At 55.5% G+C, this 16,726-nt stretch carries 13 protein-coding genes; 2 read left to right on the top strand and 11 right to left on the bottom strand.

The annotated features are described in order from the left end of the window. Nucleotides 1–7 precede the first annotated feature (7 nt). A complete protein-coding gene (locus ABWH92_RS13875) occupies nucleotides 8–1,375 on the top strand; it encodes a PleD family two-component system response regulator (protein WP_375569304.1) in 1,368 nt (455 codons plus the stop codon). A gap of 325 nt (nucleotides 1,376–1,700) precedes the next feature. On the opposite strand, the gene rpmG is transcribed toward ABWH92_RS13875, so the two are convergent. The 4 genes from rpmG to topA form a co-directional block, all read right to left on the bottom strand. Then, on the bottom strand, nucleotides 1,701–1,868 hold the full coding sequence (gene rpmG / locus ABWH92_RS13870) for a 50S ribosomal protein L33 (RefSeq protein WP_375569302.1): 168 nt from the start codon (nucleotides 1,866–1,868) through the stop codon (nucleotides 1,701–1,703). Nucleotides 1,869–1,979: 111 nt separating this feature from the next. Beyond that, a complete protein-coding gene (locus ABWH92_RS13865) occupies nucleotides 1,980–2,534 on the bottom strand; it encodes an NUDIX domain-containing protein (protein WP_375574252.1) in 555 nt (184 codons plus the stop codon). A 133-nt stretch (nucleotides 2,535–2,667) separates the two neighbouring features. Continuing rightward, a complete protein-coding gene (rnr, locus tag ABWH92_RS13860; RefSeq protein WP_375569300.1) occupies nucleotides 2,668–4,986 on the bottom strand; it encodes a ribonuclease R in 2,319 nt (772 codons plus the stop codon). Beyond that, on the bottom strand, nucleotides 4,983–7,574 hold the full coding sequence (gene topA / locus ABWH92_RS13855) for a type I DNA topoisomerase (RefSeq protein ID WP_375569298.1): 2,592 nt from the start codon (nucleotides 7,572–7,574) through the stop codon (nucleotides 4,983–4,985). Before topA ends, rnr begins: the two co-directional genes overlap by 4 nt. 346 nt (nucleotides 7,575–7,920) lie before the next feature. Between topA and ABWH92_RS13850 the strand changes: the two genes are divergently transcribed. Further along, nucleotides 7,921–8,205 carry a hypothetical protein gene (locus ABWH92_RS13850; protein WP_375569296.1) on the top strand — a complete coding sequence of 95 codons (285 nt, stop codon included), beginning with the start codon at nucleotides 7,921–7,923 and terminating at the stop codon, nucleotides 8,203–8,205. 52 nt (nucleotides 8,206–8,257) lie between these two features. Here the strand turns inward: ABWH92_RS13850 and ABWH92_RS13845 are convergent, their stop codons facing one another. The 7 genes from ABWH92_RS13845 to ABWH92_RS13815 form a co-directional block, all read right to left on the bottom strand. After that, a complete protein-coding gene (locus ABWH92_RS13845; protein ID WP_375569294.1) occupies nucleotides 8,258–9,427 on the bottom strand; it encodes a DNA-processing protein DprA in 1,170 nt (389 codons plus the stop codon). After that, nucleotides 9,428–10,075 (bottom strand): glycerol-3-phosphate 1-O-acyltransferase PlsY, encoded by a 648-nt coding sequence (gene plsY / locus ABWH92_RS13840; protein ID WP_375569292.1) that lies wholly within the window; start codon nucleotides 10,073–10,075, stop codon nucleotides 9,428–9,430. 58 nt (nucleotides 10,076–10,133) lie between these two features. Continuing rightward, nucleotides 10,134–11,456, bottom strand: coding sequence for a dihydroorotase (locus ABWH92_RS13835; RefSeq protein ID WP_375569291.1), 1,323 nt, complete (start codon nucleotides 11,454–11,456; stop codon nucleotides 10,134–10,136). Nucleotides 11,457–11,458: 2 nt separating this feature from the next. Beyond that, nucleotides 11,459–12,454 (bottom strand): aspartate carbamoyltransferase catalytic subunit, encoded by a 996-nt coding sequence (locus ABWH92_RS13830; protein WP_375569289.1) that lies wholly within the window; start codon nucleotides 12,452–12,454, stop codon nucleotides 11,459–11,461. Between the two features lie 82 nt (nucleotides 12,455–12,536). After that, a complete protein-coding gene (locus tag ABWH92_RS13825) occupies nucleotides 12,537–14,642 on the bottom strand; it encodes a hypothetical protein (RefSeq protein WP_375569287.1) in 2,106 nt (701 codons plus the stop codon). An 80-nt stretch (nucleotides 14,643–14,722) separates the two neighbouring features. Then, the gene (gene ruvX / locus ABWH92_RS13820) at nucleotides 14,723–15,208 is read right to left on the bottom strand and encodes a Holliday junction resolvase RuvX (protein WP_375569286.1); all 486 of its coding nucleotides are present in this window, start codon (nucleotides 15,206–15,208) and stop codon (nucleotides 14,723–14,725) included. Continuing rightward, nucleotides 15,209–16,699, bottom strand: a complete 1,491-nt coding sequence (locus tag ABWH92_RS13815; protein ID WP_375569284.1) for an AMP nucleosidase — start codon at nucleotides 16,697–16,699, stop codon at nucleotides 15,209–15,211. Nucleotides 16,700–16,726 lie beyond the last annotated feature (27 nt).

Genomic DNA, 16,726 nt, shown 5'->3' with positions numbered 1-16,726 from the left:
ATCCGTCATGACTGCGCGTGTACTGGTCGTCGATGATATTGTTGCCAACGTCAAATTGCTCGAAGCACGTCTGAAAGCAGAGTATTTTGAGGTGCTGACCGCGACAAGCGGCTTTGAGGCCCTCGATATCGCGGGAAACTCAGACTGCGACATCATCATCCTGGACATCATGATGCCTGGTCTCGATGGCTTTGAGACCTGCCGGCGCCTCAAGAGCAATCCCAAAACCGCCCATATTCCCGTTGTGATGGTGACAGCACTTGATCAGCCAAGTGATCGCGTCACCGGTCTGGAAGCTGGTGCGGATGACTTTCTTACCAAACCCATCAAGGATGTCGCACTTCTGACACGCGTAAAGAATCTGGTGCGCGTTAAGCGCTTGATAGACGAGTTGCGCACCCGCTCTGCATCACGCGGTGACACGATGGCCCAGCCTGCGGTGGCACCGGTAAGCGAGGCCGCGGTCACCGGCCGTGTCATCCTGGTCGATGATCGTCCCAGCTCTTACGAGCGATTGAAAACAACGCTCTCCAAGCGCTTCGATGTTGACGTTCATACCGACCCCGAATCGGCACTCTTTCATATCGCCGATGAGACATATGATTTGGTGATCGTCAGCCTTTCTCTACGCGACTATGATGGTTTGCGTTTGTGCTCTCAGCTGCAAAACCTTGAAAAGACCAGGGCCTTGCCCATCGTCATCATTTCCGAGCCGGAGAACGATGGCAAACTGATGCGCGCATTGGACATGGGTGTCAGCGACTATTTGGTTCGTCCGATCGATGCCAACGAGTTGATGGCGCGTATCGTGACGCAGCTACGACGCAAGCTCTACGCCGACCAGCTTCGCGAGAGTGTTGAGCAGACCATGGAGATGGCGATCATGGATGGGCTGACCGGCCTCCACAATCGTCGATACTTCGATACCCATTTCAAATCGCTGACCCACCAAGCGGCTACTCGCGGCAAAACACTATCACTGGTCCTGACGGATATAGACTTTTTTAAGTCAATCAACGACACGCACGGCCACGACGTTGGCGACGAGGTATTGCGAGAATTTGGGGACCGTATACGTCGTTCTGTACGCGGCGCCGACCTAGCGTGTCGCTACGGCGGCGAGGAGTTCGTGCTCATTCTCCCAGACTCTGACCAAGACGCCGCCGCTGCCATAGCTGAACGCCTGCGCGCGCGCATGGATCATGATCCAATTCCCGTGGCGGGGGGGCAGAAGCAACTCACCATTACAATCTCGTTGGGTGTTTCTACCATTCAAGGCCCTGAGGACACAGCAGAGGCAATGCTAAAACGCGCTGACGAGGCGCTCTACAAAGCCAAGCGCGACGGACGCAACCGCGTTATGCTTGCCGCTTAAGGTTACCAAACCCTTTTAACCACAACGAGCAAGGTTAACATCGCAAACACGGCTCTGAGTGCCGCGTTAACGGCGTATTTGCTTGCCCGTGAGTGTTTCATTGAGGCTTAAAGCAGATACCGCCTAGTGCGGGTCCCACTTGCGTTTCGGGTCCGCCGCACACCCCGAAACGTCGGGATGGCTGGTGCTCATCTCCACCTTTTGGCCTCCTCAAGCCTGGAGCACGGCACCAGCCGCTCGCGGTATCGCCACAAGAGCATCGAGCACAAAAAAACGCGCCCCCAAATCTGGGAGCGCGCTTTGATCAATCAGTGCCAGCTGGCTTTTATTTGATCTTTGCTTCCTTGAACTCAACATGCTTGCGCGCAACCGGATCGTATTTGCGCACAACCATCTTCTCAGTCATGGTGCGGGAATTCTTCTTAGCCACATAGTAGTAGCCAGTGTCAGCCGTCGAAACGAGCCGGATTTTAATGGTCGTGGCTTTAGCCATGCGATGGGCCTCGATATTGAATCGGTAAAGGGGTGCCGACCGTCAGACGAGCTGACCACCAAAAGGCATAAGTCGGAAGATGCGGTGCTATCGTGGGAATTCGTCTTTTTGTCAAGACCTTGAAGACTTCGCTGGTGCGCTTTGTGCCGCTTTGAGGTGACGAGAGCGCAGGGGGGCAGACCCTGTCCAGCGTTTGGGTACCCTGTCGGCGATAAGCAAGCGCGGATGGGAGGCCCAATCACCTTGCAAACCATGATTCAACACGGCCTGCGTTACATGGTGCAAAGGCTGACCGGCAAGCCTGTCCAGTGAGAACCAATCTGGCTGGAGGAGTTCCCCGTCGCCTTGCCCCTGGGAAAGCGGGGGCTCTGCGCTGGGTACGACAATAGCCAGGAAAAATCGCGTGTCATAGCGTATCGACAAGTGCGGCGGCGTGATCGCACGCGCAATGTAGTTCAAGTGTCCATCAAGATGAGGGGCCAAATCCAGTCCGGTTTCTTCTACGCACTCACGCAAGGCCGCCCGTGCAAAAGTCTGCGGCCTAGAGGCAGGGCAAAGTTCTGCCTGAAGCGTTTGGGCACAAGCTGCAGACAGATAGTCCTTCTCAGAAGCATGTCCGTCGCTCCTTTCAACCCGACCACCAGGAAACACCAAATAGCCTGGCATGAACCGCAAAGACGCATCTCGGCGTCCCATGAACACATGAGGCGATCCCGATGAATCATGCCAGACGGTCATAATGCTGGCAGCGGGTCTGGGGCGTGCAGCCCGCTTACGTCGCACAGAACCATCCGGCACTTTACCGGCCCTTGGCTTTGCGCACGGCTTTGCGGACATGGGAAGCGGGAGACTGGCTGCGTTTAGGGCTTGTTCCAGGTTTTTTGCCGCTGCGCTTCCTACCTTTGCTGGGACGACCATGCCGGTTTATCGGCTTGCCACTCTTTCCTTCGCTGAGCATCTCAAAACGCAAGGAACCAGCAAGAGGCGCAACCTCTTCAAGACGCACCTCAACAGCATCACCGAGTTGGAAGGTGATGCCTGTTGCCGAACCCACGAGCCTCTGGTGGCCTTCATCAAAGGCAAAGTAATCAGCCCCCAACTGAGCAACGGGAACGAACCCATCCGCTCCGGTTTCATCAAGACGAACAAACAGTCCAGCACCGACAACGCCGGTGATACGCCCTTCAAAGCGCGCGCCAATTTTGTCAGCTAGAAAAGCGGCTATCAGCCTATCCGTTGTCTCGCGCTCGGCAAGCATAGCACGTCGCTCCGTGCCGGAGAGATGATCACCCATTCGTGCGAGCACGTCGTGACCAGCGGCCAAAGCATCCTCATCACCAAGGCCATACGCATCCAACAAAGCGCGATGGACCAAAAGGTCTGCATAGCGGCGAATTGGCGAGGTAAAGTGCGCATAGCGCGACAGGTTGAGACCGAAGTGACGAATGTTGTCGGGCGTGTATTCAGCTTGAGCCTGACTGCGCAGCACCATCTCATTGATCAGTTGCTCACTTGCCTGGCCTTCGGCGCGCGCCAGAATTTTGTTGAAGTCAGACGGACGGAGCGAGCTCTGACTGGCAATTGATATGTTGAGGCTTTTCAGGAAAGCGCGCAGCCCTTCAAACTTGGCCGCACCTGGCGCGTCGTGCACACGATAGAGGCAGGGCGTCTTTTTTGCTTCCAACAGTTCAGCAGCAGCCACATTGGCTTGGATCATGAACTCTTCGATAAGCTTATGCGCGTCCAACCGGTCTGGAACACGCACGCTGATCACCTTGCCATCATCGTCCAGCACCAGCTTGCGCTCCGGCAAGTCCAAATGAAGCGGCGCTCGGCGTTCACGGGCCTGATGGACCGTGCGATAGGCAGCCCAAAGAGGTTTCAGAACAGTTTCTGCAATATCGGTCGGGCAGGGCACAATACCGGCAGGAGGCGGCGTGCCGTTAATCGCTGCTTGCGCTGCTTCGTAAGCAAGACCCGCGTGCAGCTTGATCCATACACGGTGCAAGGAGTGCTTTCGCTTGCTCCCATCCCTGGAAAACACCATACGAATAGCAAGCGCTGGTCGATCTTCACCCTCATGCAAAGAGCAGAGATCCGTCGACAGCCTCTCCGGCAGCATAGGAATCACACGGTCGGGGAAATAGACCGAATTGCCGCGAGAACGTGCCTCGCGATCAAGCAACGTATGCGGGCGGACATAGTAGGCAACGTCTGCAATAGCGACCATGACGACAAACCCACCTTTATTGTCTGGGTCATCATCCGCTACGGCATACACTGCATCATCGTGATCTTTTGCATCAGCAGGGTCGATCGTGATCAGCGGAAGTTCACGCCAGTCCTCGCGCATGCCTTTTTGTGCAGGTGCAAGTGCCTCTGCGTGAGCCTGCACATCAGGTGGAAACACATCCGGCAGTCCTTGGCGCAAGACGGCGATCTGGCTGATGGCACGCTCAGAACCGAGCTGACCGAAAACCTCTTCCACCTTGCCGTTTGGGGATCGCCCACGGCCGCGACCTGGCAGGCGCACAGCGGCGACAAGATCTCCGTCTTCAGCCCAACCAATATCGTGCTTATCGATCTGCAAGATATCGGCTTTGCGCTCTACTGGCTCAATGTACGCACTGCCGCTTGAAGGAACACGAAGCACGCCATAGTGGCGTACATCACCACGTCCAATGGCCTTAATGAGTTGAACCCGGCCAGGTTCGCCAACATCTGCCGATGCAATCAGACGTACCAGCAGAGTATCGCCAACGCCCGGTGGTGTTTGGTTGGGGGCGCCGCGACGGGCGGACTTCTTTTCGACCAGGACAAACCGATCAGGTTCTCCGGCTCCATCAAGCTGGATGCGCGGTACAACAATCAGATCGCCCTCATCGTCAACCGAAGCAACTTGGGCCGGAAACACCGGTGGCAACGCATCGGCGCGACGGAAGCTTCCACCATCTTTGGTGATAACGCCTTGATCCTTAAGCGCCTTAAGACGCTGCTTTAGCGCAATACGGTCTGCACCTTTGATCCCAAAAGCCCGCGCAACCTCACGCTTCCCCGATTGCCCGGGATTGTTGCTCAAGAACTCCAGCAACGCCTCATCAGAGGGAAGCCCACTCATTCGCCGCTGGCTGCTTTCTTCTTAGCTGCTGTCTTTTTGGCGGCTGCCTTTTTCTTGGCGGGGGCTTTCTTTTTTGCAGCTGGCTTCTTGCCTGCCTTGGCGGCCCGCGCCGCGATCAGTTCGATGGCTTGATCCATCGTCACATCTTCAGGCTTCGTATCCTTAGGGATCGTTGCATTGATCTTGCCGTGTTTCACATAAGGGCCGTAACGCCCCGAATGCACTGTGACCGCGCCACCGTCAGGATGATCGCCCAGCGTTTTTAAAGCCGCCGGGGCGCCGCGTCCACGACCACCGCTGGCTGCTTTTTCAGCAATCACGGTCACCGCCCGATTGATACCAACCTCAAACACCTCATCGACGGATTCCAAGTTGGCGTACTTGCCATCATGCAGAACGAATGGCCCGTAACGGCCAATGCCTGCCATAATATCTTTGCCCGTTTCCGGATGGGCTCCGACAAGACGAGGAAGAGAAAGAAGTCGCAAAGCCTTCTCCAAGTCCATCGCAGCACGATCCCAGCCCTTTGGCAGACTTGCGCGCTTGGGCTTGGCCTCTTCGCCCAATTGGACGTAGGGCCCAAAACGGCCATCGCGAAGCGTTATCTGCTCGCCTGTTTCAGTATCCTCGCCAAGCACGACCGGTCCAGCTTGCGCCTCACCATCATTGTCATTGGCCGCAAGCTGACGTGTGTAGTTGCACTCAGGATAGTTCGAGCAGCCTATGAAAGCGCCGTAGCGCGAGATCTTCAAAGAGAGCTGCCCATCATCACAGGCTGGGCACTTGCGGGGGTCTGAGCCATCGCCCTTATCGGGGAAGATGTGTGGCCCAAGCAAATCGTTCAGGGCATCGATGACTTGTGTGATGCGAAGCTCGGATATCTCATCGACTGATGCTGAAAAGGCCGTCCAGAACGCCCGAAGCACGTCGCGCCAGTCACGCTCACCGGCGGAAATTTGGTCAAGCTCTTCTTCTAGCGAGGCAGTGAAATCGTACTCAACATAGCGTTTGAAGAATGCCTCCAAGAACGCGGTCACCAAACGCCCTTTGTCTTTGGCAAAGATACGACGTTTCTCAACTTCGATATAATCGCGGTCTTGAAGAACGGCCAGAGTCGCCGCGTAGGTTGACGGGCGACCTATCCCAAGCTCTTCCATCCGTTTGACAAGGCTGGCCTCAGAAAAACGGGCAGGGGGCTCGGTGAACTTCTCTGTCGCTTCAATTTTTTCTTGTGTAATGCGATCACGCTCGGTGATGGGTGGCAAACGCTTGTCGTCATCATCTTTTGATGATGCACCAGTGTCATAAGCAGCCAAGAAGCCATCGAAAGTGATAACTGAGCCGCTGGCACGAAGGTCAGCTGAATGCCCGCCATGGGTGGCAGTCAGGTCGACGCTTGTACGCTCTGAAACCGAAGCCGCCATTTGGCTCGCCATCGTGCGTGACCAAATAAGCTGGTAGAGCTTCGCCTGATCCGCATCCAGATACCGCTTCACCTGGTCCGGTGTGCGGAACAGATCCGTCGGTCGGATCGCTTCGTGCGCCTCTTGCGCATTTTTGGCCTTGGAAGAGTAGAGCCGTGCGTCCTTCGGCAAATACTGCTCGCCATACTTCTCGCCGATCAGCTTACGTGTGGACCGGATAGCTTCAGGCGCCATTTGGACGCCGTCAGTCCGCATATATGTAATGAGACCGACCGTTTCGCCATCTATTTCTGTGCCTTCGTAAAGGCGCTGAGCAACCCGCATTGTTGTGCTAGGTGACATACCAAGGCGTGACGAGGCGTCTTGCTGAAGCGTTGAGGTTGTAAACGGTGCGTAAGGGTTACGGCGCACCGGTTTGGCTTCAACCTTAGCAACCGAAATATCAGCCTGCTCCAACATACTTTTGATCGAACCGGCCAAATCAGCATCAGTCAGATCATGACGGCCATACTTGGTACCATCATAGGCCGCTAGGCGAGCTTCGAAGGGCGCGTTGCTGCCGTTCTTCAAATGCGCGTTGATCGTCCAATAAGCCTGCGGAACGAAAGCTTCGATTTCTGTTTCTCGTTCGGTAACAAGACGGAGCGCCACGGACTGCACACGACCAGCAGAGCGAGACCCTGGCAGTTTGCGCCAAAGCACGGGCGACAAGGTAAAACCAACCAGATAGTCAAGCGCGCGGCGTGCAAGATAGGCATCCACGAGGGGGCCATCAATCGCACGTGGATTGTCCATCGCTTCAAGAACAGCATTTTTGGTGATCGCGTTGAACACCACGCGTTCCACCGGCTTGTCCTTCAAAACTTTCTTGGCCTTCAGGATCTCTAAGACGTGCCAAGAGATCGCTTCACCTTCTCTATCAGGGTCAGTCGCGAGAATAACACGCTCAGCTTCCTTTACGCTTCGCGCGATTTCCGTAATGGTTTTGGATTTGCCAGCATCGTTCTGCCAACGCATCGCAAAATCATCTTCAGGGTCCACCGAACCATCTTTCGACGGCAAATCGCGCACATGGCCCATCGACGCCAAAACTTTATAGTTTGGTCCGAGATATTTGTTGATGGTCTTCGCCTTAGCTGGCGATTCCACGATGACGAGATCCATGTGGTTGCTTCACTCTCACGCAAGATGGTGGATGGTGTTTCAGCGCTCGATCAGCGCTTTGAGACCGACGAAACCCGGTACTCTGCTGGCGGGAACATGAGTATGGGGCTTGCACTTGTCAAACTGCATTCGTCAAGAAGCAACCAAAATGACCCCGACAACCGCAGCTGCTTTCTGGAAGCTGGCTCTCTTTCGAGCCCACAATCAGCTTCGGTCATAAAAATCTAGCGATACAACTTTTGCGAGTAAATTGAGATGACAATATAGAAATACAACTTATAATAGTATTTGATAGCAATCGTTTTGTGGCTTTGTGAAAGGTTAAGTAGTGCGGAAACCTACTGACATGTCTCAGTTTTACGATGACCAAGACACCGACGGTGCTGCTCAGAGCCAAGATAAGGAAACGAACAACCTTCTTACGTTTCCTTTGCGACTGGCATCGTCTGACGATGATGACTACCCGTCAAACGCCAAGGCGAGCGCATACGATATCGCTGAGTACATAGCTGAGATGTTGGAACCCCTTGAAAACCTTGCGCTTCAAAACCGGCTGGAAGTTCTCGGCCTCATGATCGCAATGGCCCGCGAACAAGCCAATGATGATGTTCGCGAGAATGGCACAACCTAAAACGTGCGGCTTAGATAGATGTTTGTCGCCGCTGATGGTCACTGCAGCGTAGCTAGCTTGCGGCGTCAGGGTTCCATGCGAACCGGTCACCGGGCGAGCGAACGATTCGACCAATGAGCTCGTTCTCGACGAGCCACACACGTACCTGTGCGGTGGGCACGCCCGTGCTTTCAATCAGCGCATCAGCTGAAACGGGAGAAAAACCCATAGCTTGCTCGATCAACGATTCGGCATCTGCGTCAGTTGGTGTGTAGCCTAACGAACTGAGCTCTTCCTCTTTTAGAAGCGGTAACTGGCCCTTGCCGACCTCAGCCGACGGGTTGGATGCATCCCAACTGGCCGGGCGAGCAAGCATTGGCGAGACATCCTCTAAAACATCGGCGGCACCGGTTACCAGCGTTGCACCATCACGAATCAGACTGTTGGGACCATCACTGCGCGGATCGAGCGGGAACCCTGGGACCGCCATGACCAACCGCCCAAGCTCGCCGGCCTGACGAGCGGTGATAAGTGAACCCGAGCGCTTGGCAGCCTCCACCACCACAACTGCGAGCGAGGAGCCAGCTACCAAGCGATTGCGCTTAGGGAAGTCTTGAGCGCGCGCAACCCAGGTAAGAGGCATCTCAGAGTAGACTGCACCACTTTCAACGATTTGCGCCATCAAATCGGCATGTTCAGGCGGGTAGGGGCGAGCCAACCCACCGGCTGTAAACGCTAAGGTGCCCGTTTCCAATGCCCCCAAATGGGCAGCAGCATCGACACCTCGAGCAAGGCCTGAAACCACCGCAAGGCCTGCATCGCCCAGCTCAGCTGCCATACGCTTGGCCAGCGTCAAACCACCAGCGGACGCATTGCGAGCGCCAACAAGAGCCACACATGGCTTTGACGCAATGTCGGCCGACGACATCATCGCGCACAGAACGGGCGGCGGTCGTGGGGAGTGCGACAATGCCCGCGGATAGCCTTGTTCGCCACTTGCTACAAAACGTGCACCAATGCGCTCGGCCTCGGCTATCTCGCGCTCGATGTCGGCCAATGGCGCAGGCTGAAAGGAAATTCCGCGCCGGGCGCTCATATGCGGTAGTGCATCAAGGGCACTCTGAGCACTGCCGTAGACGTTCAACAGATCTTGAAAAAGGGCAGGGCCGATGCGAGGCGTTCGGATCAGGCGAAGCCAGGCCAGGCGTTGGGCATCCGAAAGTGTCGGCCAACCCTCAGCCATCTATGTCTCGCTTTGCGCCTTCGAGCCACCAATCTTGCTTTCTTCACCTCGCATCAATCGCGCTATATTAGCGCGGTGTTTCCACCATATGATCAGCACCATAATGGCGGTCACTTCACCAATGGCAAACGCCCCAAAGAAGGATCCTTCGGGGAAGAGGAAGGCGGCCAATGGTACACACAGCGTTGCAACCAAAGCAGCCAGGGAGGAATAGCGTAGGGCGAAAGCCAAAACCAACCATACGACCGCAAAGAGCAATGCGTGGGGCCAGGACAAGGCCAACACCACGCCCAAGAACGTCGCAACGCCTTTGCCACCTTTGAACTTGAGCCAAACAGGATAACAGTGCCCAACTAGAGCACCGATGGCCGCGAGCGCTGCTGTGCCAGGGCCAAACTGCGAGGCAATCAGAACCGCGGCAAAGCCTTTGCCTGCATCAAGCAACAGAGTGGCGGCAGCCACATCTTTGCGGCCTGTTCGCAACACATTGGTTGCGCCGATATTGCCAGAGCCTATGGAACGCACATCACCAAGGCCTGCAAGCTTGGCCAACAGCAGCCCAAACGGAATACTTCCAAGCAGGTAACCAAACAAAAAAGCCGCCAGAAAGTACGGGGCAGAGGCAGCCAAATTGATTGGATCAGGCATAGTGAACCTTATGCTAGTAGGCGCTCGATATTTGTTGGTAAGCTAGCGCGCTCTTCTATCAGGCGGCAACATCAATGCTGCCGTCATCACGGCGTTCGGCAATTTTCCTGCCGCCGACGAAAGTGAGCTGAACACGCCCGGAAAAACGTGCATCCTCAAACGGCGTGTTCTTTGATCGTGAATAGAGTGTGTGACGATCAAGAACCCAAGGCTCATTGGGATCAAAAAGAACCACATCAGCCGGCGCGCCTGGTTTGAGTGTCCCAGCATTCAATCCCAAAATACGTGCTGGCGTTGTTGAAAGCTTATCCACCAATTGCATCAGTGTCAGATGGTCATTGTGCACCAGCCGTAAAGCAGCCGAAAGCAGTGTCTCCAGACCAATGGCGCCATCATGAGCCTCGGCAAAAGGATGACGCTTGCGCTCCACGTCTTGAGGGTCGTGGTCAGAGACGATCACATCGATCGTGCCATCCGCAACGCCTTCAATCAGAGCTTGGCGATCATCTTCTGTACGAAGAGGTGGCGATAGCTTCAAAAAGCTGCGCCACATACCAATGTCGATCTCATTGAGTGAAAGGTGATTAACCGAAACGCCGACGGTCATCTTTACACCCGACGCTTTGGCGCGCCTGACGGTCTCAACGCTCTTTGCGCATGATATCTGCGCCGCATGATACCGCCCGCCGGTTAATTGCGCCAAACGAATATCACGGTCGAGCATGATGAGCTCAGCTTCCACGGGAATACCCGGTAAGCCGTAACGTGTTGCGGTCTCCCCTTCATGCATTACACCCGCGCCACGAAGATCGGGATCTTCCGGGTGATGGATAACCAACGCGCCGAAATCACGTGCATAGGTAAGAGCGTGGCGCATAATAGCTGCGCTGGCCACAGGGTGGCGGCCGTTGGAAAACGCAACAGCTCCAGCTTCTTGAAGCAGACCAATCTCAGCCATTTCTTGGCCAGCAAGCCCCTTTGTCAAAGCAGCAATGGGGTGGATGTGCACGGTTGCGGTGTCGCGCGCCCGACGCATCAAGAAATCAACCAGTGCGGCATCGTCAATCACCGGATCGGTGTCTGGCATGACGCCAAGGCTCGTGACTCCGCCCGCAGCGGCTGCCTGGCTTGCTGATGCAAGAGTTTCCACGTGCTCAGCACCAGGCTCACCAACACGCACTTGCATGTCGACCAGTCCAGCACACGCAACAGCACCGCGCCCATCAATGGACAGACAGCCATCGGGCTCAGCGGTGGATATGGCATCTGGACCCGCCGCAATGATGCGCCCATCAATCATCAAGATCGCGCCTGGAGCATCCAGGGTACGCGAAGGGTCAATCACCCGGACATTGCTTATCTTGGTTGGACGTACCGCCATCTCTACCGCTCCGACGATCCAGGTGCTGCATCGCCATTTGGAAGATGGTGGGCCAGCGCATCAAGAACGGCCATACGTACAGCAACGCCCATCTCAACCTGCTCATTGATCACGCTTTGCGTGCTCTCGGCCACCTCTGGGTCAATCTCAACGCCACGGTTCATTGGCCCAGGGTGCATCACCAATGCATCGGGTTTGGCATAGGCAAGCTTGGCGGCGTCTAGGCCATAGTAGCGAAAGTATTCACGCGTTGAGGGGATCAATGCCGCATGCATGCGCTCGCGTTGCAGGCGCAGCATCATCACGACATCGGCACCATCAAGTGCATCCTTCATGGATCGAAAAACATCGCAACCCAATCGCTCAACCCCTGCGGGCATCAGCGTTGAGGGACCGCAAAGTCTGACGCGAGCGCCCATAGCATGCAGCAAGAGCAGATTTGACCGTGCAACACGAGAGTGCAGAACATCTCCGCAGATAGCGACGATAAGACCTTGCAGACTACCTTTGTGACGCCGGATTGTCAGTGCATCCAACAAAGCCTGTGTTGGGTGTTCATGGGCGCCATCACCGGCGTTGATAACCGAACAGCCAACTTTACGTGCCAGCAACTGAACGGCGCCGGCCGCATGATGCCGCACGACAATGATATCAGGTCGCATGGCATTGAGCGTCGCCGCCGTATCAACCAGTGTTTCGCCCTTCTTCACGGAGGAAGAGGCAACCGACATGTTCATCACGTCAGCGCCCAATCGCTTTCCCGCAAGTTCAAAAGAGGATTGGGTGCGCGTTGAGGCCTCGAAAAAGAGGTTGATTTGCGTGCGCCCGCGCAATGTCGAGAGTTTCTTCTCAACCTGGCGGCTGACCTCAATTGCGTTTTCCGAGAGATCGAGCAGTGCCGATATGTCGGTGGGTTGGAGACCCTCAATTCCAAGCAAATGCCTATGACCAAAACGCGGAGCGCTTGGGCGATCGGTGGGGGCGGTGCTTGCTGTCATAAAGCTGGGTCATAGACCGCGGGTTCAGAGGCCGCAAGGCTTTGAGCAAATGGACCCCAGCTTTTCGATGTTGGGACTTCGTTTAACGGTTAGAAGCCCGCCAAAGCGAAGGGTAGGTTGCCAGTGTATCGCCCAAGGCGCCGCGTGGTGTACCCGTTTCTATGTGCACGGCCACCGTCCCAGTGACGGCGGCATGCTCAGCCAATGTCATGGCCATAGCTTGTGCATCCTCAGCACCAAGACGTGGAGCAAGACCAAGAACGGCATGATGGGGTACATCAGGCATTGAAGCGCAAGGGACATTCAGTACCCAAGCTTCGCGCAAACCTGCCGAATGACTGAAAAGCGCTTTCAACGTGTCCTGGTCTTCAGCATCGAGGGAACAGGGGCCGAGCTTCTCAAGATCAATCTCTGCACGTTCTTGGGCAATGGCACTTGCGTTCTTCTGCATGTTCGCCACCGCTTGGCGTAGAGGCTCCTCCTCCAAAGGGCTCACCATCGCAAGAGCACTTTGCAACCGGTCCAAAATGGTGGGTAAGGCGCTGGGCAACCTCTCAGCACACGTCATGAGATTGGCCACACAGTCAGGGTTGCCCATCTCTATCTGGGCCTCGGCCATACGAAGGCGTGCGAGCGACCAACGTGGATTGGCGTCTACAAGAGCCTGATAGGCTTCAAGCCCAACCCCTGGATCGTTCTTGTAGAGAGCATCAGCATTATAGAGAGGCTGCTGATGGGGATCGAGATCAGGCATAACGTCTTTGGTTTTACGACCGCGCCCAAGCAATTTCCCAACAAGGCTTTTCGACCTGCCTTGGTCTTTTGACGCCCTTTCTCGCTTTGCGTTTCGCTCGCCCGTCAATTCCTTTGTCTTGGGTTTTGACAACTTGCCTTGTTTTTCCTTCGGTGGCTTTTCAGGCTTCGACAAGCGCCTTTCCAAAGCTTTTTGGGTTGATGGAGGCAGATCAAGAAAAGCTGGATTGAAGGACGGCAGAACTGGCACAGAACAGGATGTGTCGAGATTGGCGACACGCTCCAAAAGAGCAATTGGCATGCCCATCGCAGCAGCATCGGCTGATGGGTGACCGTCCTGCGCTACGCTATGGAGAGCACCATCCAGTTGCGAACGACCATAGCCATTTCTCAAAGCTTGAAGGCTTTGAGCATAGGAACCGCCATCGACAGCATCTTGCCAAAATCGTGCGGCAAGCAGGGCCTGGGCAAGTAAGGCTTCAACCAGAGCGCGGGGACCAGCATAACGAGCTGCCAAACGATCGGCCTGACGCGCGCGCTCTTCCCAAGAGATATGAAAAGCGCGGACAGCTTGGCTGTGTGTGGCCTCAAGAGCATCGACATTGGAAAGACGAGTAAGTCTTGATCGTTTAGACAAGGACTGGCTTAGCACATTCAAACGTTGAATGGTTTCACCATCAACAGCCTCTGTTTCATTGGCCAGCTTGGCGCAAACCAGAGCATGGGCAACCAAAGCTTCAATCTGCCGAGCTCCAAGTCCTACCAAAACCGCTAGGCCGATCCTGACACGGTACCCTCTAGGGCCGGACCGGCGAGAACTGCCAACTGTGACGGCATGGACGGCTGCACTTTGATCAATAGAAATGTTCAGTGAACCTTCGGCGCATTCAACCAAGCCGCAAGCGTCCCTCGCCGTTTCAAACAGTTTGGGCGCTTGCTTTGGTTTCAAGATAACGGTCTTGGCGTTGTCGGTAGCGATGCGTTGCGCGCGCTTGCCAACCATATTGCCAGCCAGTGCGCCAACCAGAGCACCGGCAGGTAGCGCGATAGGTGTGCCAGAAGCAGCTAGGCCAAGTGCAACCCCCGCACCACCTCCAACTGCAGCATGGCGCAGCGTGTTCTGCTGCAATGGCTTCAAGGTCTCTGCATGTGTGATCGAGGCTCGTTGCGTGTCGGCCACGCTTGCTGTTGGTGTGACGAGCATGCTTGACGATGTCGCATCTTCCACCGCCTCAGCACGTCCCGCGACATGCCTGTCGTTCTTCGACAGACGGTCCACGGGCGACTTCTTCGGCCGACTGGATGAGGGTGGGTCGTCGCTGCGCGCAAACGGCAACTTTGACAAAAGACTTGGTTTGGCAGGCCGTTCCAACCCGCTGGTCTGATTGCGTTCAGCACCAATCCGGCGCATGTCGGCCAACGACAATCCGCTCATTCTTCTTTTCCCGTACACACCTACACATCGGGGGCGCGGCAAAGACGCGCCGTGCTGGCAGCTAGAGTAAATCGGAATGCTTACTGATTCGTGATGTCTCGCAGGTGAACCAAGCAATCGCCAAGAATGTGAGCTGCTGCTGCTGCATCAATCATGGCTTCGCGTTGCCTGTTGGTCTTGCCTGCATCGCGCAACGTTTCACTGGCGACGTCGCTAGAAAGGCGTTCATCCCAAAACAGCATCGGGAGATCGATGTACTCGGCAAGAGCACGACGAAACGCGCGAACGGATTGCGCTCGTGGTCCCGCCGTGCCGTCCATGTTGAACGGCATGCCGATAACCAACCCGCACACGACCTCGCGCGCAATGATATCAACCAGCGTCCCTGCATCTCGGTGAAATTTGGAACGCCGAATGGTTGTAAGGGGACTTGCCAGGGTCCGATCAACATCGCTGATCGCAACGCCAATGGTTTTGGTCCCAGGATCCAGGCCAAGCAACGTGCCGCTACCACCAATGGCAGCAGCAAACACGTGCGCATCAAACAGCTGTTCTGGTGCGGCCACTTACTGGAACGCCGATTCAGAGAAGCTGCGCAACTTGCGCGAATGCAATCGCTCACTGGGCATTGACCGCAAAAGCTCCATGGTGCGAATGCCGATCTGCAAATGCTGATTGACCTGGGTTTTGTAAAAGGCACTCGCCATACCCGGCAGTTTCAATTCACCGTGTAAGGGTTTGTCAGACACGCAAAGAAGCGTTCCGTAAGGCACACGAAAGCGGAACCCGTTGGCGGCGATGGTGGCCGATTCCATGTCGAGCGCGATAGCCCTGGATTGAGAGAAACGCTCAACCGGTTCAAGAAAGTCGCGCAGCTCCCAATTGCGGTTGTCGATGGTTGCCACTGTGCCTGTTCGCATAATGCGTTTGAGTTCATACCCAGACAGGTTTGTGATTTCAGCGACCGCTTGCTCCAGGGCCACCTGAACTTCAGCCAGCGGGGGAATCGGGACCCAAGGTGGCAAATCAGCATCCAAAACATGGTCCTCTCGCACATAGCCGTGCGCAAGTACGTAGTCGCCCAGGCGCTGGGAATTTCGCAAACCCGCGCAGTGGCCCAGCATGAGCCAAGCATGCGAACGCAACACGGCCACATGGTCTGTGATTGTCTTTGCATTGGAAGGGCCAACCCCAATGTTGACGATACTAATACCTTCATGCTCACCCGAGCACAGGTGATAGGCTGGCATTTGCGGTGTACGAGCTGCTAACTCGCCCTCAGGATCACGCCCTATGCGAACGTTGAAACTGGCTCGTCCTCCTGGCTCAACAAAATGCGAATAAGCACTGTCTGGATTGGCAAGCTCACGTTTCGAAAATTCAATAAATTCATCAATGTAAAACTGATAGTTCGTGTAAAGAACGAAGTTTTGAAACGCTTCAGGCGGTGTCGCCGTATAGTGCTTTAGACGGTAGAGCGAATAGTCGGTGCGCGGTGCCGTGAACAGCGCCAGTGGAAAAGGCTCGTTCTGCAGGGAGGGGGCAACCCCATTCACAATCGCGTCGTCGGTGATGCCCAGATCGGGAACATCAAAATAGTCACGAAGCGGCCTATCATCTTCAAGCGTTCCATCGCCCTCGAAAACCATGCCGTCAGGAAAAGCAAAATGGATCGGGATTGGGGTATCGGACAGACCGACCTCAACCGGCACGTCGTGGTTCTCAATGAGCGCGTCGATCTGCTCTAGCAGATAGGTACGATAGAGTTCTGGTTGGGTTACCGTGGTTTCATGCCGGCCAGGGCGGGTCACGTGGCCATAGGCAAGGCGCGAATCAACTTCCGCATAAGACTCAGTGGCCAGGCGCACAAAGGGGTAGAAACCGCGGACCTTTCCATGGCCAGACCGCATGCCGCCATTACCCCCACCCAAAGCTCCCATATGCTCGTAAAAAGCCTCGCGCAGTCGCGCGGTTTCGTCGTTGTAAAGTTCAGTCAGTGCATCGACGGCTTCACTGGCACTACGGGTTTGAAGTGTGGAGTGTTGAGTGTGTGGCATTACGGTTTGCCCTTTTCTTTTTGTTTC

Source organism: Ahrensia marina, assembly GCF_042140245.1.
In the GTDB taxonomy this organism is placed as follows: domain Bacteria; phylum Pseudomonadota; class Alphaproteobacteria; order Rhizobiales; family MH13; genus MH13.
This window is presented reverse-complemented; position numbering and strand designations above follow the sequence as displayed.